We start from the raw sequence: 26,137 nt of genomic DNA on the forward strand, positions 1-26,137 counted from the left end.
AGGCATCATTTACAGCGTTCTTCAGGAATAAATGGGGCATTCAAAGGGAATAAAGTATGGTGGTAAGCAGCGAGAAACTCTTTGCAGAGTGTTAGTTAAAATTAGGCTTTAAGACAGATCATCGCGTGTAATTTCAACTTTGCTAAATGCATTAAGCACGGAGGCCTCACAAGGTACACTCTCATTGTTTGATTTAGGATGTTTGAAAGGATCGGCAAGCTCTAGGCTATGGCTAGTCAATTTTTGAACGACMCCTTGGACGAGCCGAACGCTCCAAAGCCCTAGAGAAGTCACAGTAGCCAGCCCAGCACTGTAACCAGCTCGCTGACTATTCGTGCTGGCTGCTTATGGGAGTCTGGGCTGGATGAGCCGTGTACTTAAAGATGGTTCCCTATCTAGCCCGGATGTTGCATCGGGTTGGTCAGCAGCACCCAAATGCCAGGTTTGGTGGCGATGATGCCGCCCAGAGCTGGAAGTTGGCTATATATTGATCAATTTCCTGAGCTCAAGGCGCATTTCCCCCTACCCCCATGTGTTTTCTGTGCCGGGGACAGCACGCCGCGGCGCTATCCCGGCACCAGCTTGCTGGCCAGCTTCAGGAAGAGGTCCTGCTCCGGGTACTGGCTGCTCAACATCAGCCGAATCGTGCGCGTGTTGCGGGTGATGACAGCGCCGATCTTCAGCAGCTTCAGGCGGAGGGTGTTGACCTGGGCCTGGGCGAAGGCGGTGCGCTTGAGGTAGACCCGGCGCAGCCGCTCCAGCAGCAGGTAGGCCAACCCCGACAGCAGCAGTCGGTACTGGTTGGGCCACCATTCGTGGCAGCTGGTGCGGTCGGAGAACAGGAACTGCTGCTCCTTGATACGGTTCTCCATCTCGCCCCGAGCACAGTAGCGGTGGTCATAGAGCCACTCGGCGCTGCAGCCGCGCAGGCTGGTGACCACATAGCGGGTGTTGAAGCCACGCCGGCTGGTCTCGGACTTGACGATGACCTTTCGTCGACGCTCCTTCCAGCTCTTGGCAGCGTACTCGATGAAGCCGAAGACACGCTCCTTCTCCCAGGTCTTCTCGAAGCGGATGGCCGACGCGTAGTCGATGTTCAGAGCCAGCTTGGCCAAGCGCTTGTTGCCGGCGAGGCCGATGATGTAATCGACGCCGTGGCGGTCACACCAGTTGAGGATCAGTGGACGGCAGAAGCCGCTGTCGCCTCGGAAGACGATCTTCACCTCAGGCCACGCCTGGCGCAGCCGCCGGACCAACAGGGCGAGGATGGCACCGGCGTGGTGAGCGGCATCCAGCGAGGCCGGACGCAGATAGCTGACCAGCAGCTGGTCGCCACAGAATACGAACAGCGGCAGGAAGATGTAGTGGTTGTAGTAGCCGTTGAAGTGCCGCCCGAGCTGCTGGCCATGCACCCGATCGTCGGTGGCATCGAAGTCGAGGTAGAGCGGTTTCTTGGGTGGCCGCCGGAACGAGCGGATGAACTGCTCGATCATCTCTTCGTGGATGGTGATCGCCCAGTCCCGGTCGGCTTGCTGCTCGAAGCGGCACAAGGTGGACTGACTGGCCAGCACGCCATCGGTATCGACGGCGGTCTGCAGGGCGATATCGTGACGCAGGGCCTGGTGGTCATTGAGATCCTCATAGCCCAGCGCCAGGCCGAACACGCGCTGCCGGACCAGGGTTTCGGTGCGATGCAGGCAGCGCTGAGCGTCGCGCTCGTCGCTGAGCCGGCGAGCGACGGCGCGGGTCAGGCCCATCTCGCGATCGAGCTGCCGCAGCAGCAGGATACCGCCGTCGGAAGKGAGATCACCGCCATCGAAACGGGCGATGACCTGACGGCCTTTGCAGCGTGGAAAGGAAGCGGACGGCGTGGTACATTTTGTCATGGCGGCTGAGGCGGTTGGTTCTTGTGTAGGAGCTTGAATTATAACCGATTTTCAGCCGCCTTTTTCATGTCTTATGCAATATCCAGGCTAGCGCGCATAGCTCAATACCGTTGTGGGTGCCGTCAGTAATAATAATTTGGTCAGTATCGCAGGCTAGGCGGCGCCAGCGCCACAGGAAATCCCGAATAGCGCGCTTGAGTGGTCCATACCCCCCGCCGGAGTATGACAGTAGCAATACGTTGCGCGGTACGGTGACACTGGCGTATAGCTCTCGCCATTTGGCCATGGGGAACTGTGTGATATCTGGAATGCCGGGCATAAAAGCGCCGCTTTGAATGGTGCTGGCGCTGTGCGCTTTAAGAATTTTATTTGCCCGTAACGATAGCTGCGCGGTATCTAACGAACGAGTAGGGCGGGTTGAAGCGGGGCGCCGCGTCCAGGTGCCTTGGCCCTGACCTGTGATGACGAAGCCCTCTTCGATGAGTACCCGCATGGCTTGCGCCAAGGTGTCTCGTGCGACGCCCAAGTAGCTGCATAGGATACGGTGGGCCGGAAGTCTGCTGCCTTCTGGCCAGTCATTAAGTATCGCCAGCCGGAGCGCCTGTTCGATTCGTACACTTTTACCCAGCCGCTCCGGTTGAAGGCTGAAATACTCCAGCAAGGGAGCAAGAGGCAGCGTATCAGGCATGGTTTGCCCCTTTCAAAAGAAAAAGATTATGCCGTGGACCGAACACATTGGTCCAATCGGCCTGAAAATTGGTCCATAGGGCGTCACCACAAGTGATGCTAGCGTGCCCGCTGATAATAATATCAGGAGGCCGCCATGACACTGTTCAACGCATTATTGACTGAGGGGACTGCCGCTGCGCTGATAGGCGGACGCTGGCACATCGGTACGACGCATTTTCCGGTCACCAATCCAGCAACCGGTGAGCTGCTGGCTCACGTGGCCGACTTGGGGGAGCAAGAAGCGCGTGACGCTGTTGCCGCCGCCCACGCTGCGTGGAGTGGCTGGAAAACGATGCCCGCCAAACAGCGCGCATCCATCATGCGGGCTTGGTTTGAACGTGTCCATGACCATGCCGAAGAACTCGCTGAGCTGATGACCCTAGAGCAGGGTAAACCGCTGACTGAAGCTCGGGGTGAGGTGGTTTACGGCGCCAGCTTTATCGAGTTCTTCGCGGAAGAGGCCAAGCGCATGTCCGGTGAAACGCTGCCGACACACGCCGCTGACAAACGCCTGTTGGTGCTACGTGAACCGGTTGGGGTTGTGGCAGCCATCACGCCCTGGAACTTCCCTATGGCGATGATCACACGTAAGTGTGCCCCCGCCATTGCTGCTGGCTGCAGCGTGGTGATTAAACCCGCCGAGGCGACACCGCTAACGGCCCTTGCTCTGGCTAAGCTGGCAGAAGACGCCGGTATGCCCGCAGGCGTTATCAACGTGGTGACCGCGTCGACACCTGCCGCTATAGGCGAAGTGCTAACTACTGACCCACGCGTTCGTAAGGTGTCGTTCACTGGTTCCACCCCCGTGGGTAAGATGCTGCTCGCGCAGTGCGCCAGCACGGTTAAAAAAGTCTCCATGGAGCTTGGCGGTAACGCACCCTTTATTGTGTTTGACGATGCCGATATAGACGCAGCGGTTGCAGGGGCAATTGCCTCTAAGTACCGCAACGCGGGACAAACCTGTGTATGTACTAACCGCTTCTTGGTTCAGGACGGTATTTATGACGCCTTTGTTGACGCGCTAGCTGAGAAAGKGAAGGTATTAACCGTGGGTGACGGGCGCGAGCCAGGCACGCTGATTGGACCACTGATTAATCAGGCGGCAGTCGACAAAGTGCAGCGCCATGTGGATGACGCGATTGCCAAAGGAGGCCGCTTAGTCTGTGGTGGCCATGCCCATGAACTGGGCCATAGTTTCTATGCCCCTACGCTGATTGCCGAGGCGACGCCTGATATGTGTGTCGCAAGCGAGGAAACCTTTGGCCCCTTAGCACCGGTGTTCCGCTTTAAAGATGAACATGAAGCGATCGCCATGGCTAACGACACGCCCTTTGGCTTGGCAGCCTATTTCTACGCCCGCGATTACCGCCGCATTTGGCGAGTGATGGAAGGCCTTGAGTACGGCATGGTGGGCGTTAATGAGGGGCTGATCTCAACAGAAGTCGCACCGTTTGGCGGCGTTAAAGAGTCGGGTCTTGGACGTGAGGGCTCTCACTACGGCCTGGAAGACTTTACCGAGCTTAAATACGTTTGCATGGGTGGGCTCTAATGTAGCGCGCTGCACCTACTCGTTTTCATTCTTTTTTCACGCTGTTAACGCGCTATGCCATTAGCCCGAGTTAGCAGCCTGTTTCTTAGCTTATAACATCAGCTAGTTAGGATTTTGTCATGACCCATAACTTCACCAATGCTGAGCTAAATGCGCTCAAACAACGTTATGTTGCCAACGGTGCGGCAACCCCAACCGAGCAGTTTGTCGCTCGCGCCGAAAATGCCGAGCTGTGGGATGAGGATGGCCGCCGCTGGATTGATTTTGCGGGGGGCATTGGTGTTTTAAACCTTGGACATCGCCATCCTCGTATCGTCAAGGCCGTACAGGAGCAGTTAGAGCGCGTAATGCACACGTGTTCGGMGGTAATTTCATATGCACCGTATGTTCAGCTGTGCCAGCGGCTATGCGAGAAAGCGCCGGTGAAAGGGCCCGATCGTAAAGCGATGCTTGTTAACACAGGCGCCGAAGCTTTAGAAAACGCAGTTAAAATTGCGCGTGCAGCGACCGGCCGTTCAGGGGTTATCACTTTTGACGGCGCCTTCCATGGCCGTACTATGCTCACGCTTGCAATGACCGGCAAAGTGTTGCCGTATAAAAACGATTTTGGCCCCATGCCGGGCGACGTTTACCGTGCTCCTTACCCTAATCCCTTGCACGGAATTAGCGACGAAATGGCGCTTGACGCAATAGAAAAGCTGTTCAAAACGGATATTCCCGCGCACCGAGTAGCGGCAATTGTCATTGAGCCAGTTCAAGGTGAAGGTGGTTTTTATATTGCCTCTCCCAGCTACTTAAAAGCATTACGTGAACTGTGCGACCGCCATGGCATCTTGTTAATTATTGATGAAGTTCAGTCGGGTTTTGCTCTAGGGCAAACTGTTTGCCCTAGAGCATAGTGGTATCGAAGCGGATCTGTTGACTACCGCTAAGTCGTTGGCGAACGGCATGCCGCTCTCCGCGATTGTTGGTACCGCCAAGGTCATGGATGCTTCTGGCCCCGGCTCGCTGGGCGGTACCTATAGCGGTAATCCGCTTTCCTGCGCCGCAGCGCTAGCGGTGTTGGATACGATTGAGGAGGAAAATATCCTGGCTCGTAGCACCCAAATGGGCCGTCTACTCGCTGAGCGCTTTGCTGTCTGGCAGCAGCGCTTTGAGATGGTGAGCCACCCGCGTAACCTTGGCGCCATGGCCGCCTTCGAGCTGCTGGACGCACATGGCAAACCGGATGCCGCCATGGCTCAGGCTCTGTGTGCTAAGGCGCGCGAGCAAGGTCTTATCCTGCTCTCCTGCGGTTTTTACAGCAACACCATTCGCGTTTTAGTGCCGATCACCGCCCCTTCTGATGTGCTGAAAGAGGGGCTTTCCATTATCGAGCGCTCGCTTGAGATGCTGGTCAGCCAATAAATAACGTTTAAACGTTGTGCTCTTTTGCGGGCGGAGCGCTGCTAAATAGGTGGCGCTAGCAGCGAACCCAGTAGCACAATGAACGCCGGGGCCTTGCTTAATAACGGTTAAGTAAGGCCTTTTTTTATTGGGTGATACTGCCCTATTCGCCCTATTCGCCCTATTCGCCCTATTCGCCCTATTCGCCCTATTCGCCCTATTCGCCCTGTAAGCCCTTTGCCTGAGGCGTGTTATAAACTGTAGTCAGGGCGCTCCCTGCTTTTTGTTAGTATAAATCGCTTAGACTTGACGAATAAGCTGCTCAAACTCAACGGCAATATCGGTATCGTAGGTGAGCGTTAGGCCCAGGCGCTCGCATCCCATGCGTAACTGGKCGCGAATACGCACCTCCAGCTCTTGGCGACTCTGCAGCACACTGTTGCCAAAGCTATACCCGCATACCATGCAACCTATTATATCCCTGTAGGATTTTGAGTCTTATTAACTGGTGAGAGTTGCCATGCACGCATCACGTATCGTTATTGTAGGCGCTGGGTTGGCGGGGCTGTATGCCGCGACTTTGTTGGAACAGCGGGGCATCACGGATTATGTGGTGCTGGAAGCGCGGGAGCGGGCGGGAGGGCGTATTGCGTCGTTAGTGCCTGATGAGGCGCGCACGATGGAGGCGTTTGATTTGGGGCCTTCGTGGTATTGGCCGGGGTTTCAGCACGCGCTAGGAGCGCTGGTGGCGTCGCTGGGGCTTACGTCGTTTGCCCAGTATGAAACGGGCGATATGGTGGTAGAGCGCTCCCAGCAGCTTCGGCCTGTGCGCATGCAGGGTTTTGTGAATCAACCGCCGTCTATGCGGCTGCGAGGCGGTATGCAGGCATTGATTGACGCGTTGCGCCAGCGCATCGATGCTGCACGACTTCACACCGGGCAGGCGGTTCAGTCGATGTCGCTCACCGCCAACGCCAGCGTAGTACTTAAGTGCGCTAGTGGGCAGCGTTACAGTGCGCAGCATGTGCTGCTGGCGGTGCCGCCCAGGTTAGCCGCGCAGGCGGTGACGTTTTCGCCGCCGCTACCGGAGCAGCTGAGCCATCACTGGGCAAATACCGCTACCTGGATGGCGCCTCACGGTAAATATGTCGCCCTGTATCCCACCCCGTTTTGGCGAAAGGCGCAGCTTTCGGGCGAGGCGCGCAGCTTGATCGGCCCGCTGGGTGAAATTCATGATGCGTCCCATCCGGATGGCGTCGGGGCGCTGTTTGGCTTTTTTAGTTTGCCTGCCAGCGCACGGGCGCAGATCGACGATGAGACGCTGCGCCAGCACTGCCGTGCGCAGTTGGCCAGGCTGTTTGGCCCGGAAGCGGCGAACCCAAAGCGGGATGTGATTAAAGACTGGGCGCTGGAGCCGTTCACGTCCACCCACGCGGATCAACTGCCCAGCGAGCATCATGGCATGGCACCGCCCGTTCACGCTGCCGATGGCCCTTGGCAGCCCTGCTTAACCGGGATTGGTAGCGAGTGGGGTAAGCAGTATGCCGGTTATTTAGCAGGGGCCATTGAAGCGGCCGAGCGCGGCGTGGCAGCGGTGTTAGCACGGTAAGGCGTTTGCTTGTCTTGGCGCTAATCCAATAGCGATTCGCCTGTTCGCGTTAGCAGCGCTTTTAGGCTGGGGGATTCAAACCGCCGTTGCAGGGTAATGGCATAAAACTCCTCCCATACGCCGGGCAGTGCACCGTAATCTTTTAGCGTGCCATTGTTCAGCTCGTCACGCACAACCACCGGCGGCATCACGGCAATGTGCTGAGTGTCCCTGGCCAGTAGGCGCATCATGGCCATGTCGTCTACCTCGGCGGCCAGTTTAGGGGTCAAGCGGTAGTGGCTACAAAGCTGGTCGAAGGCGTGGCGGGTGGCGTTTTCAGCGCCCGGTAGAATAAAGGCGTGGCCGCTTAGCCCGTGCGGAAATGCCGGGGGTGGTGAGAGGCGGGGGGATGCAATCAAGCTCACCGGCTGGCGCGCTAATCGCTGAGAGCGCCAGGGGTGCTCACTATCGCCGCGCACGGGCTGGTTCGAGAGCACCACGTCCAGCTTGTGGGCAGAAAGTCGTCGMAAGAGGTCATCTAGCCCGCCGCTTTGCAGTATCAAATCCAGGTCGTCTCTGCCCAGCAGCGGCCTTACAAAGCCTTCCTGAAAATTACGCGATAGCGTGGCCACTGCCCCTACGCGCACCACCTCCCGGTGAGCGTGGCCGCCTTCAGCAAACAGCGCGCTCAGCTCCTCGCCTTGGGTGAAGATGGTTTCCGCATAGTCAAACGCCAGCCTGCCCGCTTCAGAAAGGTGGAGTTGACGCCCCTCACGGATAAAAAGCGCTTGGCCCAAGCGCTCCTCTAACTGACGAATTTGCTGCGAAAGCGACGATTGAGAGACGTGCAGCGCTTCGGCTGTGCGAGTTAGGTGGCCCGCTTTTGCCACTTGCCAAAAATAGTAAAGGTGGTGGTAGTTGAGCTTCATAGCGGCGGAACCTCAGGCAGCGTGTTGGCTATACGTTCTGTTTTAAAGAACGTTTTATAAAAAATAAACTATTTTTTATATCGTAATGAGCGCGGCATAGTCGTTTACACACGACAAAGGGGAAGGGCTATGCCAAATTTTGTTGATATAACGGTGTTGTCTCTACTGGCGCTTTGGTTATTGGTTCCGGTATCGCTGCTGGTGATGGCGGGCGTTAGCGCGCGGGCCAGCGCGCCCGCATCGCTGCAGCGCGCTTGGAAAATAGGCCGTTGGTTAACGGCAAGCGCGCTGGTAGCAAGTCTAGCGGTGGGCGGGCTGCTGGTGCTGGATGCGTTGGGTGTACCCACCGGCCTACCGGAAGCCGCTCAGCCGCTGGGCTTATATCCAGATGGTTTGGCCGTGTGGATGGCGCTACTCATCAGCTTGTTAGGAACGGTGCTGCTGCGCTTTGCGGAAGGTTACCTAAAAGGTGACCGTGGTGAGCGCCGATTTTTACCCTGGTGCTTGGTTGTGCTGGCTAGCGTGATGCTGCTGGTCTTTACCCACCATTTGGTTGTGATGCTGATTGCCTGGGTCGGCGTGAGCGTGGCGCTTCACCATCTGCTCACGCTTTATCCTGAGCGTGTAGAAGCCCAGCGAGCAGCGTGGCAAAAATTTGTGGTAAGCCGTATTGGAGATGCCGCGCTAATCGCGGCAGTGGCGCTGCTTTATGCTCGTTTCGGCACCTTTCAATTACCCGAGCTGTTTGCCGCAGCCGCCGCTACCTCCGGCAACTGGCAGGTGGAGGCCGCCTCAGTGGCGCTGGCCATCGCTGCGCTGTGTAAGTGTGCCCAAGTGCCGATGCATGGCTGGCTGATCAAAGTCATGGAAGCCCCCACGCCGGTCTCCGCACTGCTGCACGCGGGGGTGATTAACCTGGGGGGCTTTGTGTGGCTGCGTCTGTTTCCGGTGTTTGATGGCGTAACGCTGGGGCACTACCTACTGATAGTGGTGGGTGGCTTCACTGCGCTGGTAGCGGTGATGACGATGCTGACGCAAACCTCCGTCAAGCATGCCCTGGCATGGTCTACCTGCGCACAAATGGGCTTTATGCTGTTCGAGATTGGCGTAGGGGCGTACACCCTGGCGCTGGCCCACCTGCTGGCGCACTCGCTCTACAAAGCCCACTCCTTCTTAGCGTCTGGCCGAACCGTGCGGGCCTCGCGCTGTGAACGCTTGCCGCTTGCGCCACTGCGTCAACGTCTCTCCCTTGCGCTGCCTGCAGCGGCCCTTGCTGCCGCCGTGCTGGCGCTATGGCCTGCATTGGTCAGCCACAACCCGCTGCTGGGCGCACTGCTGAGCTTAGCGGTGGGCAGCACGCTGTTAGGTATGCCGGTGGGCATGGCCAAACCCAAGCGTTTAGCGCTGGTAGGAATGGCGCTGGCACTGGTGCCGCTCTATGCCTTGCTGCACAGCGTGCTGGCACCGGCACTGCCCAGCGCCTACACGCCCTTAACCCTTACGGCAGGCTTACTGGGTGCGCTGATGCTAGCAAGCCTGGTGCTGGCCGCTGGCGCCGTTACGCTATTTCCCCAGGCCGCTTGGGTAGCGCGCTGGCGCGTGCACTTTAGCCAAGGGCTTTACTTGGCACTGCCGTTTCAGCGCGCGGTGGATGCCGTGGCTCCCATCCGTGCCTGGTCGCGTCGCTCATCGCTGGCCCCCGGTTTAAAAGGAGAGTGGTCATGAGTCAGCCCGCTGCACTGGAAACATCGACATCTTCACCTCTTTCATCAGAGCCGTCGCCAAAGCACTACCGCGATGCGCTGAAACGCGCGACCGACGCCATCGCACCGGTGTGGCCGCTGGATCAGTGGATTGCGGTGAACCCCTGGKGGGGCCTGAAGCACCAGCCTATTGAGCAAGTGAGCTATGCGCTAAGCCGTCGTGCTGGGCAACCGATGACGATGCCCGCTGAGTTTTATCGCAACGCATGGGAAGAGGGACGGATTACTTCGCAAGACCTGCAGCAGGCGCTGCGCCAAGGTAGCTACGCTTATAGCGAGCAGAGCCTTCTGGGCTACTTGGCATCACCCCTAAAGCCTGTAGCGCCGCTACGTAGCGCCTGGGACATGCTCGAAGAGCATGTGGGGTTTGATCCGCTCGCGGAGAGCTGTGCGAGCTACTTCGACCACCACCAGCAGCGCTGGGMAAGCCGTTCTGTGCCTTCGCTTTATCACTTCTGGAAAACGACGGCACAGCACGATCTGCGCTGGTCTAAAGCGCAGCGCCAGGCGCTACAAACTCTGCCAGATGACCCCGCCGCAGCGGTTGAGCAAATAGCCGCAGATTGGGCGCTCACCCCAGAAGTGTTTGAGGTGCTGGCCCATACGTTGTTACTGCGCGTTAATGGGTGGGCCTCTTGGTGCCAAGGCATTGGCTGGCATACCGCCCACCAGCAGGCAGAAGCGGGTATTACCCAGCTTGCAGCGATGGTGCTGGCCTGGGAGTGGTTAGGAATGAACCAGCTAACCCGCCTCCAACAGAGCGAGTGGTTTGCCCAATGGGAAACCGCCGATGCCGCCGCCGATTCTACTCAGAATGAGGCGCTATGGTGCTGGCAGCACGCCTATGAGCTGGGCTATCAGCGGGCGCTAGCCACGACGTTAGCCACACCTAATACCGAGCATTTCTCTGCTCCCAAGGTGCAGGCCGCGTTTTGTATTGATGTGCGCTCCGAGCGGTTTCGTCGTCACTTAGAGGGCGCCGCGCCCACGGTAGCCACGCTGGGCGTGGCGGGATTCTTCGCCATGCCGGTGACCGATGCGGCTACGGGGCCTGAACGTGCCCAGCCCCGCGTGCCTGGATTGTTGAAACCCACGTATCGGGTGGGCAGCGCAGAGCCTCAAAAACGGGGCGTGCAGCGTTACCAGAAAGAGAGCCAGCGCCAAAGCGTTCGGCACGCAAAGTACGCTCCGCTGTCGACCTTCACCCTGGTGGAGACCACCGGGATTGCCTGGGGCTGGAAGCTGATCAAGGACAGCCTGCGCAAGCAGGCGGCGGTGCCCCAGTGTGATGCGCCTGCTGGGCTTTTTCACACCTACGACGGCGAACCCATTACGCGCCATGAAAAAATTACGCTAGCGAAAAACTTGCTAACCCTGCTGGGCAACCCAGCCGCGTCGCTGCTGGTGCTGGTGGGCCACGATTCGCAAAGCGAAAATAATCCACACCACGCTGGGCTAACCTGCGGCGCTTGTGGCGGGCAGGGCGGTGGCATGAATGCGCGGGTGGCCGCTGCGCTGCTGAACGATCTGGAGGTTCAGCAGGCCGTTCGACAGGCGGGTATCGCCTTACCCAGCCCCTTTTATGTGCTGGCAGCGACCCACTGTACGCTCACCGACCGGGTGCATGTGTACCGGGATGAGCAGATGCCCAAAACGCTGGAAGGCGCGTTGGCTGAATTTGAAAACGGCACCCAGCGAGCGGGTGAAGCCACCCGGCAAGAGCGTGCTCCTGCCCTAGGGGTGAACGACACCGACCACATCAAGCGCCTGCAAACCCTAGCGATGCGCGGAGCCGACTGGGCTCAGCCCCGGCCTGAGTGGGGACTGGTGAATAACGCCGCGCTGATTATAGCGCCACGGGCGTGCACCCAAGGGAAAGCGCTGGAAGGGCGCGCATTCTTGCACGACTACCACCCCGATCAAGACCCGGATGGCAGCGTATTGGAAGGGCTAATGATGGCACCGATGCTGGTCGCCAGCTGGATCAACCTGCAGTATTACGCGTCTACCGTGGTGCCAGAGCTATATGGAGCGGGCAACAAGCTGCTGCATTCAGTGGTGGGTGGTCATATAGGCGTCATTGAGGGTAATTCGCCTCAGTTGCGAATTGGCCTACCGGAGCAGTCGCTGCGTGATGGCGAGAAACTCCACCACGAACCGCTGCGCTTAACGGTGGTGATCGACGCGCCCAAAGCGCGCATCGAGGCGATTATTGAACGCCAGCCGGTGATCGCAGATTTAATCAATCACCGCTGGCTGTGGCTCACCCGCATGGGAGAAGGAGGCTTAGAGCGCTACTCGCCGGAAGGCTGGCAGCCAGTCATCGCGTGCTGTTGAGGAGCCGCTGCCTGTGTATGAGTAGCGTAGTGGTCGCTTGTTCAGGATACTTTGTAAACGCGATTGAGACCGCCGAACACTGCGTGGCGGCTGGTGGCAACCTGGGTTATGAATGGCCGAATAGAGCGAGCTGCCAACGGCCTTTCTAACCTTCTAATGTCTCATCGTTGCTTTTAAAGCAACAAACTCACCATTTTAAGCACTCGTTCCTGCCTGCTAAGTCGCTTAGCGTTACCTACGCCCATAACGACACTGACAATGGCAAGGACAGGATATGTTTTCATCTCCCTTTTTCATCCCAAAGCAAATCGGCGATGCGGTCGCCATACGCCACCAGTTACACCAGAACCCGGAGCTGAAATTTGAGGAAACCGATACGGCTATGCTGGTGGCCAAGCGGCTAAAGGCGCTGGGCTATCAGGTCACAGAAGGCATTGCTACGACCGGTKTACTTGCCGAGTTAGACACCGGTCGCGAAGGCCCAGTGGTAGCGTTTCGGGCCGATATGGATGCTCTCCCCATCAAAGAAACCAACGATTTTGAGCACCGCTCCCAACGGGAAGGTTTGATGCATGCCTGCGGCCACGATGGCCATACCGCGACGCTACTGCTTGCCGCTGAAGCCATTATGGCTAAGCGCGACCAGCTCTGCGGTTATATCAAACTGCTGTTTCAGCCTGGTGAAGAAGGCGGTAACGGTGCCGATAAGATGGTGAAAGCGGGTGTGCTCCAAAACCCGCAGGTAGACGCCATTTTTGGCTACCACAATCGCCCCGGCTTTCCCGAAGGGCAGCTTTTCGTCAAACCTGGCCCTGCCATGGGCGGTAACGACACGTTCAAAATCACTATTGAAGGAGTCTCCGGCCATGCGGCTATGCCACATTTAGCAGTCGATCCTATCTATGTGGGAGCTTCGCTCGTTCAACAGCTGCAAGGGCTGGTAGGCCGCCATAAATCACCGCTGGAAGCAGGAGTGATTACTGTGGCGGCCTTTCATGCGGGCGACGCCGCCAATGTGATCCCTGGTCAAGCGGAACTGCTAGTGAATATTCGCAGCGACCGGGAAAGCTCCCGCGCCGCGTTGGTTGGCAAGCTGGAGCAAGTCGTTAACGGGGTTTGCACAGCCCACGGTGCTTGTTTCCATTTAGAGCATCAGCACCAAATTCCTCCGCTCGTCAACGACGCCGCTTGGTCAGAACGTGTGTTGGCGATTGCGACAGAGCAAGGCGTCAGCGCTGATATTCAGCAGCTAGACTACATGCCCACCATGGGCGCGGAGGATTTTTCGTTCTACCTGCAAGAAGTACCGGGGTGTTTCTTCTTTGTGGGTAACGGCGACAGCGCCTATCTGCATAACGAACGTTACGACTTTAACGATGCCGTTCTGCCCGTCGCAGGCGGCATGTTTGTGGCGCTCGCCACGTCACTGCTGAAGCGCGGTCAACAGCGCTAGCCGCCACGCTAAGTGGCATAAAAACACAACCTTTAACAATAAAGCTTCTTACTAAGGAAACTGTCATGCAAGGTGTACTCGCATCCATCGAGCGGGTAGGCAACAAGCTGCCTCACCCGTTTATCCTATTCGCTATTTTGGCCGCCCTGGTGGTGGTTATTTCCGCTATTTTAGCCACGCTAGGCGTCTCGGCGATCAACCCACAAACCGAGGCCGAAGTGACCGTTCGCAGCCTGCTCTCGGCGGATGGCGTCGAGTTTATGCTGACCAGCGTGGTCAGTAACTTCGTCAACTTCCCGCCTCTTGGGCTGATTTTAGTGGTGATGTTTGGTATTGGGCTTGCTGATAAGGTGGGGCTAATGTCCACGCTGATGCAGGTTAGCGTCGCAAAAGCCCCCCCCCTCCATGCTGACATTTTGCGTTTTCATGGCCGGTATTTGCGGCAGCATCGCCTCCGATGCCAACTACCTCATCCTGATCCCGCTGGCGGCGATGGTGTACTACTCGGTGGGCAGGCACCCCGTGGCCGGGGCCGCTGCTGCGTACGCAGCAGCTGGCGCAGGGTTTGATGCCAGCTTGTTTATCACCGTCGGCGATGCACTGTTTGCCGGTATTACGACCGATGCCGCTCGCCTAGTGGACCCGGATGCTTATATCTCGCCGGTAGATAACTACTACTTTGTGGCCTGCTCGGTATTTGTGCTTGCCACAGTTGGTACATTAGTTGTCGATAAGTTAGTAGAGCCAAGGCTGCAGCGCACACTCCCCATGGGCAAAGATTTCAAAACCGAGGTCGTCACGCCAACGCTGACGGAAGCCGAAAAACGTGGCCTTAAGCGTGTAGGGTTGGCAACGCTGGCCTATATTGCCTTGATCCTGCTGGTGGTGATCCCCGAAGCCTCGCCACTGCGCAACGAAGATGGCGGTTTGATTCCTTCGCCGTTTCTGCGCTCGCTCGTGCCGCTGATGTTTATCTACTTCGTCACCATTGGGTTGGTGTACGGCATCACCACCGGCAAGATTACTAGCAGCCGCGATGTGCCCCAGCGTATGGCGGAATCTGCCAGCGACCTTGCGCCTACCTTGGTGCTGTTCTTCGCGATCTCACAGTTTATTGCTTACTTCCGCTGGTCGGAGCTTGGCCAGTTTATCGCTATCGAAGGCTCGAACGTTCTGCAAAGCACTGGCTTTACCGGGCTTCCCCTCGTCGGGGCGTTTATCGCTATGAGTGCGGTGCTGAACGTCTTTATGACCAGCGGCTCGGCGCAGTGGGCGCTGATGGCTCCGGTGTTTKKCCCCATGCTGATGATGATCGACTTCGATCCCGCCTTCGTGCTGGCGATGTTCCGCATTGGAGATTCCAGCACCAACATCATCTCTCCCATGAGCCCCTACTTCTCGTTGGCTCTGGTCTACATGCAGCGCTACAAACCGGATATGGGGCTGGGCACACTGATTGCCACCATGCTGCCTCTGGCTATGGGCTTCTTGCTGGCTTGGTCGGCGTTTCTGATGTTCTGGCTGATGATGGGTTGGCCCATTGGCCCCGGCGTTTACATGATGGCGAACTAGCGCTACTGCATCGCCATCATTAACTTCCATAAATAGTCGGCAGCGGGCGACAGCCTTCTGCCGACGCGCCGTACCAAGTTGCCCTGGCTGGTGGCCGCCATGGGATGGCTGATCGGAATAGCTCTTAACAGGCCCGCCTCTATTTCACTGCGTGCAGCGGCTGCTGTCATAAACGACACACCAATGCCCGCACTCGCCATACGCCGCGAGACGGAGTGCAAATTACAGCGGTACGCCGGTGTGGCAGGCTGCCCCGCTGCGCCAAATAACGCATTCACAAACTGCTGAGAGCCCGACACATCGGGCAGAAAGATCAACTTATGCTTCAGTAGTTCAGCCACGCTCACGCACTTATGCCCTGCCAACGCATGGAAAGGAGCGACTAGCGCACACAACGGCCCTCGTTCAAACGAGTGCACCACCAAGCGCGGATCGGAGATCGGCCCATAGGTAATGGCAATATCTACCTCGTCGTTAGCCACCATCTCATGGGGTTCACGGGGGTAGTAAATGCCAGTTTTGATTTCGATGAGTACATCTGGGTAGTGTTCAGAAACCCGCTTCATCACATGGTTAATAAAGCTATCCACAAATCCATCACCCACCGATACCACCACCTTTCCAGCCTGCAAGTTACGCAGCCGCGACAGCGTATCGCCTAGCTCAGAGCTCAGCCGCCGCTGGGCTAGAAAGCCATCCACCACCAACTGCCCCGCCTCTGTGAGCATGACATGCCGTCCCTGACGCTCCAGAAGCGCCATACCCAGCGCCTGTTCCAACGAGCGGATCTGGCGGCTCACCACCGACGGATTAGTATGCAAATGCTCCGCCGCTGCGCGAATACCGCCGCAACTGCTGACTTCGAATAGGTAGAAAGCACGTTTGTCTAATAAAGTCATTGATCGATGGCCACAAGCAAAATGCACGTTAAGCGTGCTAACGAGTACGTGTTGGCTATCGTAGCGCTGCCAAACTTGGCTGGTCGAGAGCTCAGCGCTGTGGTGGGAGATAGCAACTTGATGATTAACCAGAGCAAAGCCACTAGACCTCTGGTTTGTCTGCCTCTTTATGCTCTAAGCGATAGCCGTACTTATAGACGCTTTTGAGCTGCAGCCCATAAGTGCCGTCAAACGATAACTTCTTCCGCAGGCGGCTAATATGCGTGTCGATTGTGCGCGTGGCGAGGTCTGCGCGCACCCCCCACACCATTTCAAGTATGTTTTGCCGGGAAAAGAGCTGACCAGCGTGGGATAGAAAGAGCGCGGCAAGTTCATACTCTCGTGCGGTAAGTTCGACCGGTGTGCCGTTAACGGCAATGCTGTGATGGCCAGGCGTTAGTGTGTAAGCGCCAAACGCCTGGGTGTTGCTGCCGACATCTTTGTTAAGCCCTGTACGGCGTGCCAGCGCAAAGATACGGGCGCGCAATTCAGCCGGGCGAATTGGCTTGGTGAGAAAGTCGTCGGCGCCGCTTTCAAGGGCAACAACCACGTCATTTTCACCTTGGCTTGCGGTGATAAAAAGCACCGGGCCAGGCCAGCCAAAATCCTGTCGCAAGCGCTTCACGAGTTGCATTCCGTCGGCATCGGGTAGGTACCAGTCAATGATCAGCAGGTCAAAGGTCTGCTTGCTCATTGCTTTCAAAAACTCGCTAGCCCGTTCAAAGCTAACGCACTGGGATCGTGGCCCGTCCCAGTCGTTAAGTGCAGAGACCAAGAAGCGTCGCTGAATGGGATCGTCTTCTAATATGCCGATATGCATTGCAATACCTTTAATCGCAGGCAGCGTGAAAAGCACCGCCGGGCTGGTTAGCGTGAGCCTAGGGTTATAAGGCGCGATTAAGCGCCTGAACCGCTGCGATTATGGCGCTGTTGAGCTTTTCCAGCAGGGTGGCATCAATAGCGGAGGCTTCCTCTTTGATGCGCTGGTCTATCGTGTTTGCCGCCGCCTCGATCTGCTTGGCGCCTACAGAGCTAGCAGACCCCTTTAGCGTGTGAACCTGACGTGCCGTCTCGTCGGTGATAGGAGCAGACAACTGCTGGGGTAGATTCGCAAACTCTGTCACTAGCTGCTCATGAAACATCGCCAGCACCTCAAGATAAAGCTCTTGATCGCCATCGGCGTACATAAGGCCGGTGTCGATATCAAATTCTTGCAAGGATTCTAGTAGTAGCGTCACAAGGGCAGCTCTTTTCTCGACGGTGTTAGGAGGAGCCGGTCAAAAAGTATTAACCGCGATAGCCCGGATGTTGCATCGGGTTGGKCAGCAGCACCCAAATGCCAGGTTTGGTGGCGATGATGCCGCCCAGAGCTGGAAGTTGGCTATATATTGATCAATTTCCTGAGCTCAAGGCGCATTTCCCCCTACCCCCATGTGTTTTCTGTGCCGGGGACAGCACGCCGCGGCGCTATCCCGGCACCAGCTTGCTGGCCAGCTTCAGGAAGAGGTCCTGCTCCGGGTACTGGCTGCTCAACATCAGCCGAATCGTGCGCGTGTTGCGGGTGATGACAGCGCCGATCTTCAGCAGCTTCAGGCGGAGGGTGTTGACCTGGGCCTGGGCGAAGGCGGTGCGCTTGAGGTAGACCCGGCGCAGCCGCTCCAGCAGCAGGTAGGCCAACCCCGACAGCAGCAGTCGGTACTGGTTGGGCCACCATTCGTGGCAGCTGGTGCGGTCGGAGAACAGGAACTGCTGCTCCTTGATACGGTTCTCCATCTCGCCCCGAGCACAGTAGCGGTGGTCATAGAGCCACTCGGCGCTGCAGCCGCGCAGGCTGGTGACCACATAGCGGGTGTTGAAGCCACGCCGGCTGGTCTCGGACTTGACGATGRCCTTTCGTCGACGCTCCTTCCAGCTCTTGGCAGCGTACTCGATGAAGCCGAAGACACGCTCCTTCTCCCAGGTCTTCTCGAAGCGGATGGCCGACGCGTAGTCGATGTTCAGAGCCAGCTTGGCCAAGCGCTTGTTGCCGGCGAGGCCGATGATGTAATCGACGCCGTGGCGGTCACACCAGTTGAGGATCAGTGGACGGCAGAAGCCGCTGTCGCCTCGGAAGACGATCTTCMCCTCAGGCCACGCCTGGCGCAGCCGCCGGACCAACAGGGCGAGGATGGCACCGGCGTGGTGAGCGGCATCCAGCGAGGCCGGACGCAGATAGCTGACCAGCAGCTGGTCGCCACAGAATACGAACAGCGGCAGGAAGATGTAGTGGTTGTAGTAGCCGTTKAAGTGCCGCCCGAGCTGCTGGCCATGCACCCGATCGTCGGTGGCATCGAAGTCGAGGTAGAGCGGTTTCTTGGGTGGCCGCCGGAACGAGCGGATGAACTGCTCGATCATCTCTTCGTGGATGGTGATCGCCCAGTCCCGGTCGGCTTGCTGCTCGAAGCGGCACAAGGTGGACTGACTGGCCAGCACGCCATCGGTATCGACGGCGGTCTGCAGGGCGATATCGTGACGCAGGGCCTGGTGGTCATTGAGATCCTCATAGCCCAGCGCCAGGCCGAACACGCGCTGCCGGACCAGGGTTTCGGTGCGATGCAGGCAGCGCTGAGCGTCGCGCTCGTCGCTGAGCCGGCGAGCGACGGCGCGGGTCAGGCCCATCTCGCGATCGAGCTGCCGCAGCAGCAGGATACCGCCGTCGGAAGTGAGATCACCGCCATCGAAACGGGCGATGACCTGACGGCCTTTGCAGCGTGGAAAGGAAGCGGACGGCGTGGTACATTTTGTCATGGCGGCTGAGGCGGTTGGTTCTTGTGTAGGAGCTTGAATTATAACCGATTTTCAGCCGCCTTTTTCATGTCTTATGCAATATCCAGGCTAGGGCATTTAGGCTCCACCACTTTTGGACCTTTGAACCTCGTCATCTGATGACACAAGATCATGCCTGTGGCTACGGCCTAATAGGCCAACAATTCCTCCGAGCACCCACTCATGAATGAATATAACGACCATATCGCCAGCAATTAGCAGATAAGTGACAGTTAAAATGTTGCGTTTCTAGTCAAGTTGATAAGTGTCCGAACCAGGCAGAGAAAAAATACTGAGTTAACTATAAACCGTTGGCCAGTTTTAATTGACCACTACAGCCTTAGCGGACACCCTTAGAAGCTCATGAGGGCGTCCTTGTTTTTTTCATTCCAAATTTGTAAAGCTAGCTGTATATATTCTATTGCTCTGCATTGGTTAGACTCGTCTAACTTTTACTGGTAAGCCTTGGCGCACGCTGGCCCCACTGATTGGCTCTAGCCAAGTGCCATCTACTTTCCGTGTGGGGTCTTGAAAGCCTAGGTCATTAATATTGATACCTGCACGCATCCAGGGCATATCCGGCTGGGATACCCCGTCGATGACATGTGGCGTGGCACCTAAATCCTTGTGGCCATAGCCGTGCTCAATGCCCAGGGCGCCAGGTATTACGCTTTCACTGACTAGTGCCAATCCCACAACGCTTCCGCCAGGGCTTTCTATGCGAATGGTATCACCGTGCTGGATACCAAAGCGCTCGGCGTCTTGGCGGTGCATTTGTATCGGGTTATAAGGCTTGATCATACGTAGCCGCTCACTCCCAATGGCGTAAGAGTTCATCAGATTGGATTTGAACGAGAAGGCTAGCAGCGGCCACTCCTGCTCAGAAAATATCTCGCGCATAGGTTGCTTGTTCGCCATCTGAGGCAGCTTATGGCAGGGGACGCCGCTATTGGGCAGGCCATTAGTGGTATCAATACTGGTGCCTACCGATTCGTTGTAAACACACAGCGTTTGCTTCCACTGGTATTTCAATTTTTCACCGATGAAGTGCTCGCTGGCATCTTCAAAGCGTCCACCCCGGGCATAGAGATAGGCAACTCTAGCGCGTTCATCAGATTTTAGCGTTCTTGCGATTTTAGGCAGCAGTGGGGCAATGCCTCCATGAGCAATATCAGCGTCATCTGCTTCTGGCAGTGGCTCTTCTTGAAAAGCGATATTGGCCGCGGCTCGCAGGTAGTAATCCTCAGCGCGATTGAGCGGGTGCAGATTTCCTTGGGCATCGGGAATTGCGTTGTCGCCAAAGCCGGGCAGACCCAGGCGCTTGGCCACGGCAATAAAGAAGCTGTCCATTGACACCGGTTCTCCCTCGGCGGTTTTTTGCTGGCGTGGCTCAACTACGGGCCAGCAGGCGGTGGTTAGTTTGCCGAGGGTGCCTTTCCACGCGCCAGTAAACCCCCACACCTCGTACATCACGGAATCAGGCACGATGTAGTCGGCGTAGCGGTTGGTTTCATTGATAAAGCCATCCACGGCGACAAAGAGCCCTAGACGCTTAGGGTCCTTCAGCTTGTCGACAATGACGCTTTTCAGACCGGCCTGACCATAAATCGGGTTGGCCATACAGCCAATCACCGCTTTGATGGGGTAAGGATAGCTATCTAGTGCAGAGGGTAGGTGCTCTGTGAGTGTCGGCGGTGCCAACGAGCGCCACGGCGCTCTAGCCGGGTAAGGATTTTCGCCTGCGGCGACTTTGCGCTGATACTCGGAAGACTTTTCGTAGGGGAAGCGCGAGCGGGATAGAAATACCCCCTGAGGTGCGCGCTTACCAGGAAAGTTGGCTAAGTCGTAGCGTGGGCCCTCGCCGGTACCGCTGTAAGTGCCGCCGCCCACGGCGCTGCCACCCTTCATGTTGTAGTTGCCCGCCAGTAAGTTCAGCATTTGCACGCTGAACGCGGCGTAGAAACCGTTACCCGACATCATGCCGCCGTGACAGTTAACAGCGGCTTTTCTGCCATGGCTGGCATAGCGGCTGGCCAATTCAATAATCGTCGCCTTKGGAATGCCACAATGCTCGGCATAGGTGTCTAGGTCGKACTCGTGGGCAGATTCGCTTAGCAACGTCAGGCTGCTTTTGACGGTCACGGTGGTGCCATCGGCAAGCTCAACCGGACGTTCGGCAAAGAGCTCGGCGGTCATCACCTCTTCGCTTAGCGCGAGTTCGCCATTGGCGACTACCATCGGCGAGTCAGCATCGTTATCCGCTTCCGCTAGGCCCAGGTCGCTGGCGCGAAGAAAATAACCTCTGCGGGGGTGTTCATAGGTGTCAATCACCAAATGAGTGGCGTTGGAGTGGGTGGTTTCGCCCGCTGCATTGGCGGCGGCTTGGCCGGGCAGAGCTAGGAAGTCACTAGCATAGCCTTGGTTGTCGAGTAGCCACTGGATGATTGCCATGGCAAAAGCGCTGTCTGTCCCAGGACGAATAGGCACCCAGCGGTTGTTGTCGGCTGCGTGGGAGGTGGCGGCATTGAGCGCTGGGTCGACCACCACGTACTCCAACGTACCGGCTGCACGGGCTTGGGCAATCAAGCGGCCTTGGCGTTTAAACGGGTTGCCCGCTTGGCTGGGCGCACAGCCGATATACATGATGAAGCGTGCGTTTTGGATATCTGGCTTAACGTGGGCGTTGGTGACAATATTGTTCATCACCGCGCCAGATCCCATGCGGAAAGCCAAACCACAGTAAGCGCCATGGTGACCATAATTGCGGGTAGCAAAGGCATTGAGGGTAAAGCGCTTGAGTAGGTCTGAACGCCCGTAGTCAGTGGCTTCCATCACCATTAATTGGTTGGCCTTGGGGCCATATTCAGGGTTGTCAGGGTCAATCAGGGTGTCGTGATCGCGAATATCGCGCAGTCCATCAACGTGGCCTTCGTTAAACAGGTCGCCGCCTTCGCAGATTTCTTCAATTAGCTGCTCAAAGGAGATTTTCTGCCATTGACGGCTACCACGTTCACCTACTCGTTTCAGGCAGTTGTCGACTCGGAAAGGGTTGGTAATTTGGCTCATCATGGCGTTGCCACGGGCGCAGGCGGTGGAGCGGTTTATCTGACCCTGTTCACCATAGGCGCTAACACTACGCAGTGCATCCGCCACCGGTGTACGCATAGGTAAATGGTCGTCGGCGGACAGCGGGTGGTAGGGATTGCCTGATACCCGCAGTACTTCGCCAAGGGTGTCATCGACCCTCACTCTCACGCCGCATCGAGTAGTACAGCCGTAACAAATAGTGAAGGCGACTCGCTGGCCGGGGGTTAAGGTGAGTTCGCCAGTGTCTAAATCGACGCGGTATTCTGGGGTCAGCGAGTTGCCATGAATATTGTGCCTGGGTTTTTCACCCGCGCTACCGGTAATGCCCTTGGCCATTTTTGCCAGTGGGTCGGCATAGCCCACGGCAAAGGTGGCTGCACCACCAGCGGCGGCAGCGCCTTTTAGAAAACGGCGGCGTGACGGGTCTTGAGCAGACTTAGACATGACTAGACGCTCCTTTTTTAGCGGTGAGAGGATGAGTAGAAGCATCTTGGGCAGCGTGGGTTGGCATTGCTATAAGGCCGCCTTGTTGGGCCTGTCGCCAGGGAATAAACAGTTCAATCAGGAGAATAACGGCGAGCCAGAGACCGAAGGTGCCAACAATGCCTAAAATGCCGGAAGAGCCGGCGGGAATACCATAGTGGTGAAATCCGGCACTATTGCGCGCCACATGCTGAACATCCATCAGTACCACCCAGCGAAACATCCAGCCCATGTGTATGGCGACGAGGCCTAGCAACCATGCCCAGGCAAACAGTGCTGGCTGGCTAGAGGTTGGAGCGCCGCTCGGCCCGGGCTGGCGCAGGGTAGGGCGAGTCAATAAATACAACACGGCGGCAAACAGCGCGATGCCGGTAATGCCTCCCCAGAGGGCAGTGTTGCGCCACGAGGCGCTATGGCGCACGGATTCCAGCGCGGTGGCGACTGAGCCTACGTGGGCATTTACGCCATCTAAAAACCAGCTAAGCGCGATCAATCCTGCTAGCGCACAGGCCACTAGCAGCACATACAGCATCTGTCGTATAGCGGTTTGCGAACAAAGCCCACTAACCCTGTTCAGCACTAACACCAGACCGGAGGCGGCGATAAATCCGGTGGTCGCCAGCATGGGCGGTAGCCACACGGTGTTCCAAAGCGGACGGGCCTTTACGATTGCTAGTTCCGCACCGGTGTAAAGCATAATGCCGCTGGAAAGCCCCAGCGCAGCCAGACCTACCACCGCGACTATTGCTCGTGGCGTTGTGCCACTGCCCAGTGAAAGCCAGGTGGCTAGCATGCCACCGAGTCCTGGAGTGCCGCACTGTGCCTGCAGCGCGGGCCGCCATGCCAACCAAGCAAGGCCAAGCACGCTAACCAAATAAAGCGGCAGAACAACGCTGCCAATCGACATCCACGAGTGGCTATTGGCGTAAGCGTAGAAGTGCCAGAACCGCAGTGGCTGGTGCAAATCCGCGAGTAACGCAACGGGCGCCACTAGCGTAGTGCTAACGCAAGCGATTAGCGCCAGACGTGCGGTAGGCAGCCAGGTTTTTTTACCGAATACCAGTGCTGGGGCGGCTAGCCATAGGCTGGCGTAGGAAACCGCAATCATAAAAAAGTACTGAACCGCCCACGGGTACCAGGCGATGTCATAGCGCGGTGCCAGTAGCTCAATGGTGGAATTCATAGCCCATCTCCTGACCGTGGGGGTCGAGTACTTCGAGCGCAACGGGCTCGGCCTTAGGACGCGTGGTGAAGCGCTCATCCATGCCTAGGTAGAACACCTGAGGAAGGGTGTTTTTTTCTGGTTGTAGCACCATCAATGCATCGCGATGTTCATGAATCATGCGGCTGATTTGGCTTTGAGGATCGCGCATATCTCCAATCACGCGGGCACCGCCTACGCAGCTCTCAACGCAAGCGGGCAATAGTCCGGCTTCTAGACGATGGGCACAGAAGGTGCACTTGTCGGCGGTTTGAGTGCGTTGGTTAATAAAGCGAGCATCGTAGGGGCAAGCATTGACGCAATAGGCACACCCTACGCAGCGGTCGCTATCGACCACCACAATGCCATCCTGCTGCTGGTAAGTGGCTTCTACAGGGCAGACCGGGACGCAGGGTGGGTTTTCACAGTGGTTACACAGCCGGGGCAGCATAAAGGTGGCTAATTCGCCGCTTTCCTGATGCTGTACTTCATACTGGGAGACCGTGGTGCGAAACTGTCCCAGCGGTGCAGCGTTTTCGATATGACACGACACCGTACAGGCTTGGCAGCCGATGCACTGGCGTAAGTCGATAAGCATACCGTAGCGTTTAGTTGGGTCGCCTTCGCGGCGGGCAGGTTGCTGATTAATGCCAGCTTGGGCAAGGCTTGAAAACGGCATCAGCGCAGCGCCTGCACTTAAGCGTGCCATTTGACCCAAGAGCGAGCGACGTATTGCGTCCATAGCGCCTCCTTGGCGAATTAAACGGCATTCGCAGGGCGAATGTCGGAATACCCTTAGATTACGCCTTTGCTCAAGGTAGAAAGTTGATACGTGTCAATGTGTTATGATATATCGCTTAATGCTCTCTTAATGTTAAATGACTAAGTAGCTGTTCTGTATATGGAATTTCATCTAGCATTAAGTAATTAGCTTGTTACATGGGAATTTTTTAGCGCGCATATGTAAAAAAGCGCTTGCCCCAATAAACATGGCAAGCGCTTTTTCTATGGTTTTGTTTGCTTAATAGGCACTATTAAATTTTACATGTATTAATGCCTATTAATTTATAAGCTGGGCAGAAGTTAAATAGCCCGGTGGCTAGCGGCAATCATCTCCAGTAGCGACTCAGTGAAAAGCTTCTTTAATCTTGTCTTCGCGACTTCGAGTTCGTTGAGTCGCTTGGAATCTGGCTAGCTCATTCCACCCAATTCGCTGCACCATAAGTAATAACTTGCTTCCGAGAAACCATGCCGACGGTATGGCTCATTAATAGGCAGCCCCGCATCTGCTTCACCCAAGAGACCTATGAACTGTTGTGTGCTAACGCTCATGCATGTCCGTGCTCCTTGCTAGTAGGATCGAAATCTAAAGTGTAGCGCAACCCAATCAGAGGGGGAGATGTCACTTTTACTTGATGTTTGTATAAACATGTTTCATTGTTTTCTTGTTATTCCAATATGGTCTAGGCTTGTAACTAAAATGGAGAATGAGGAAGAATATGCGTAATTTCCGACMCTCACCAGGCAGGCCGGACGTGGCCGGCTTTTACGATCAAAGAACCTCAAGCGTTCAATATATTATCAGTGMCCCTGCGACACGGCGCTGTGCCATCCTTGACCCTGTCCTGGACTTTGATGAGAAGTCAGGGACCACTGCAACCCACCATGCTGATGAGTTACTAGATTACGTCGCACGGGAGGGGCTCATCGTTGACTGGATACTCGATACGCATCCACACGCCGACCATTTTTCGGCAGCACAGTATCTTAAGGAAAAGACAGGGGCACCAACGGCTATAGGAGCTTACGTTACGCAAGTGCAAGCGCTATGGAAGGATATATACAACTGGCCCGACTTTCCGGATGACGGCCGACAGTGGGACCACCTTTTTGTAGAGGGCGATACTTTCCACGTGGGCGAGATAGAAGGCCGGATTATGTTCTCGCCCGGCCATACCAAGGCGTCGATCACCTACGTCATCGGCGATGCGGCGTTCGTGCACGACACGCTGTTTCAGCCGGATGGTGGTACGGCCCGTGCCGATTTCCCTGGGGGCAATGCTCACAAACTGTGGGATTCCATTCAGGCCATCCTGGCACTGCCGGACGACACTCGGCTCTTTACCGGTCACGACTACATGCCCGGCGATCGCGAGCCAGAGTGGGAAAGCACGGTGAGTGTCCAGCGCGAAACCAATATTCATCTCCAAGACAGCCCGACAGCGGAAAGCTTCATCGCTTTGCGTAACGAACGTGACGCCAAGCTGCCCATGCCGAAACTGATCCTGCACGCTTTGCAAGTCAATATCCGGGGCGGCGACCTGCCAGAGCCAGAGGATAATGGTCGTCGTTACCTGAAGATTCCCCTCGATGCTCTACCGGGGGCCGCCTGGGATGATGAGGCGCGTTCCTAAAGCGACCAAGGAGGTAA

The 26,137-nt window shown here is 56.8% G+C and carries 19 protein-coding genes and 3 pseudogenes; 9 read left to right on the forward strand and 13 right to left on the reverse strand.

Annotated elements, in window-relative coordinates; genetic code table 11:
• Positions 1–566 precede the first annotated feature (566 nt).
• Both HALO_RS01565 and HALO_RS01570 read right to left on the reverse strand, forming a co-directional pair.
• Positions 567–1,886: an IS1380 family transposase gene (locus HALO_RS01565; protein ID WP_050712906.1), complete on the reverse strand. Its 1,320-nt coding sequence runs from the start codon at positions 1,884–1,886 to the stop codon at positions 567–569.
• 64 nt (positions 1,887–1,950) lie between these two features.
• Positions 1,951–2,574 carry a GntR family transcriptional regulator gene (locus tag HALO_RS01570; RefSeq protein WP_050712907.1) on the reverse strand — a complete coding sequence of 208 codons (624 nt, stop codon included), beginning with the start codon at positions 2,572–2,574 and terminating at the stop codon, positions 1,951–1,953.
• A 135-nt stretch (positions 2,575–2,709) separates the two neighbouring features.
• Between HALO_RS01570 and HALO_RS01575 the strand changes: the two genes are divergently transcribed.
• On the forward strand, positions 2,710–4,164 hold the full coding sequence (locus HALO_RS01575; RefSeq protein WP_050712908.1) for an NAD-dependent succinate-semialdehyde dehydrogenase: 1,455 nt from the start codon (positions 2,710–2,712) through the stop codon (positions 4,162–4,164).
• A 119-nt stretch (positions 4,165–4,283) separates the two neighbouring features.
• Positions 4,284–5,571: pseudogene (gene gabT / locus HALO_RS01580) on the forward strand (4-aminobutyrate--2-oxoglutarate transaminase).
• A 279-nt stretch (positions 5,572–5,850) separates the two neighbouring features.
• On the opposite strand, the gene HALO_RS23005 reads toward gabT, so the two are convergent.
• On the reverse strand, positions 5,851–6,015 hold the full coding sequence (locus HALO_RS23005) for a hypothetical protein (protein ID WP_157693149.1): 165 nt from the start codon (positions 6,013–6,015) through the stop codon (positions 5,851–5,853).
• A gap of 55 nt (positions 6,016–6,070) precedes the next feature.
• Between HALO_RS23005 and HALO_RS01585 the strand changes: the two genes are divergently transcribed.
• Positions 6,071–7,159, forward strand: a complete 1,089-nt coding sequence (locus tag HALO_RS01585) for a flavin monoamine oxidase family protein (RefSeq protein WP_050712909.1) — start codon at positions 6,071–6,073, stop codon at positions 7,157–7,159.
• A gap of 20 nt (positions 7,160–7,179) precedes the next feature.
• Here the strand turns inward: HALO_RS01585 and HALO_RS01590 are convergent, their stop codons facing one another.
• Positions 7,180–8,067 carry a LysR family transcriptional regulator gene (locus tag HALO_RS01590; protein ID WP_050712910.1) on the reverse strand — a complete coding sequence of 296 codons (888 nt, stop codon included), beginning with the start codon at positions 8,065–8,067 and terminating at the stop codon, positions 7,180–7,182.
• Positions 8,068–8,196: 129 nt separating this feature from the next.
• Here HALO_RS01590 and HALO_RS01595 point away from each other — a divergent pair, with 129 nt between their 5' ends.
• From HALO_RS01595 to HALO_RS01610, 5 genes and pseudogenes are all read left to right on the forward strand, one after another.
• Positions 8,197–9,792 carry an NADH-quinone oxidoreductase subunit L gene (locus tag HALO_RS01595; protein WP_092490800.1) on the forward strand — a complete coding sequence of 532 codons (1,596 nt, stop codon included), beginning with the start codon at positions 8,197–8,199 and terminating at the stop codon, positions 9,790–9,792.
• A complete protein-coding gene (locus HALO_RS01600) occupies positions 9,789–12,167 on the forward strand; it encodes a putative inorganic carbon transporter subunit DabA (RefSeq protein ID WP_050712911.1) in 2,379 nt (792 codons plus the stop codon). Before HALO_RS01595 ends, HALO_RS01600 begins: the two co-directional genes overlap by 4 nt.
• Positions 12,168–12,441: 274 nt before the next feature.
• Complete coding sequence (locus tag HALO_RS01605; protein ID WP_050712912.1) at positions 12,442–13,620, forward strand: M20 metallopeptidase family protein; 1,179 nt, start codon at positions 12,442–12,444, stop codon at positions 13,618–13,620.
• Positions 13,621–13,685: 65 nt separating this feature from the next.
• Positions 13,686–13,949: pseudogene (locus HALO_RS23595) on the forward strand (AbgT family transporter); the annotation flags it as partial.
• A gap of 97 nt (positions 13,950–14,046) precedes the next feature.
• Complete coding sequence (locus HALO_RS01610) at positions 14,047–15,192, forward strand: AbgT family transporter (protein WP_269449318.1); 1,146 nt, start codon at positions 14,047–14,049, stop codon at positions 15,190–15,192.
• Positions 15,193–15,194: 2 nt separating this feature from the next.
• On the opposite strand, the gene HALO_RS01615 is transcribed toward HALO_RS01610, so the two are convergent.
• The 9 genes and pseudogenes from HALO_RS01615 to HALO_RS23700 form a co-directional block, all read right to left on the reverse strand.
• Positions 15,195–16,091 (reverse strand): LysR family transcriptional regulator, encoded by an 897-nt coding sequence (locus HALO_RS01615; protein ID WP_050712913.1) that lies wholly within the window; start codon positions 16,089–16,091, stop codon positions 15,195–15,197.
• A gap of 142 nt (positions 16,092–16,233) precedes the next feature.
• Positions 16,234–16,950, reverse strand: a complete 717-nt coding sequence (locus HALO_RS01620) for a response regulator transcription factor (RefSeq protein ID WP_050712914.1) — start codon at positions 16,948–16,950, stop codon at positions 16,234–16,236.
• Between the two features lie 64 nt (positions 16,951–17,014).
• Complete coding sequence (locus tag HALO_RS01625; protein ID WP_050712915.1) at positions 17,015–17,368, reverse strand: Hpt domain-containing protein; 354 nt, start codon at positions 17,366–17,368, stop codon at positions 17,015–17,017.
• A 229-nt stretch (positions 17,369–17,597) separates the two neighbouring features.
• The gene (locus tag HALO_RS01630) at positions 17,598–18,917 is read right to left on the reverse strand and encodes an IS1380 family transposase (protein ID WP_050712916.1); all 1,320 of its coding nucleotides are present in this window, start codon (positions 18,915–18,917) and stop codon (positions 17,598–17,600) included.
• A gap of 453 nt (positions 18,918–19,370) precedes the next feature.
• Entirely contained in the window at positions 19,371–22,466 is a 3,096-nt protein-coding gene (locus HALO_RS01635) for a molybdopterin dinucleotide binding domain-containing protein (protein ID WP_050712917.1), read from the reverse strand.
• Positions 22,459–23,688 (reverse strand): NrfD/PsrC family molybdoenzyme membrane anchor subunit, encoded by a 1,230-nt coding sequence (gene nrfD / locus HALO_RS01640; protein ID WP_039857574.1) that lies wholly within the window; start codon positions 23,686–23,688, stop codon positions 22,459–22,461. The genes HALO_RS01635 and nrfD overlap by 8 nt, the downstream gene beginning before the upstream one ends.
• On the reverse strand, positions 23,672–24,448 hold the full coding sequence (gene dsrO, locus HALO_RS01645; RefSeq protein ID WP_039857572.1) for a sulfate reduction electron transfer complex DsrMKJOP subunit DsrO: 777 nt from the start codon (positions 24,446–24,448) through the stop codon (positions 23,672–23,674). The genes nrfD and dsrO overlap by 17 nt, the downstream gene beginning before the upstream one ends.
• 292 nt (positions 24,449–24,740) lie before the next feature.
• Positions 24,741–24,815 carry a YgaP family membrane protein gene (locus HALO_RS23655; protein ID WP_083868688.1) on the reverse strand — a complete coding sequence of 25 codons (75 nt, stop codon included), beginning with the start codon at positions 24,813–24,815 and terminating at the stop codon, positions 24,741–24,743.
• A 4-nt stretch (positions 24,816–24,819) separates the two neighbouring features.
• A pseudogene (locus HALO_RS23700) lies at positions 24,820–25,038 on the reverse strand (transposase); the annotation flags it as partial.
• Between the two features lie 167 nt (positions 25,039–25,205).
• On the opposite strand from HALO_RS23700, the gene HALO_RS01655 reads away from it, so the two are divergent.
• A complete protein-coding gene (locus HALO_RS01655) occupies positions 25,206–26,120 on the forward strand; it encodes an MBL fold metallo-hydrolase (RefSeq protein WP_050712918.1) in 915 nt (304 codons plus the stop codon).
• Positions 26,121–26,137: the final 17 nt, after the last annotated feature.

This window comes from Halomonas sp. R57-5, assembly GCF_900070345.1.
GTDB lineage: Bacteria > Pseudomonadota > Gammaproteobacteria > Pseudomonadales > Halomonadaceae > Vreelandella > Vreelandella ventosae_B.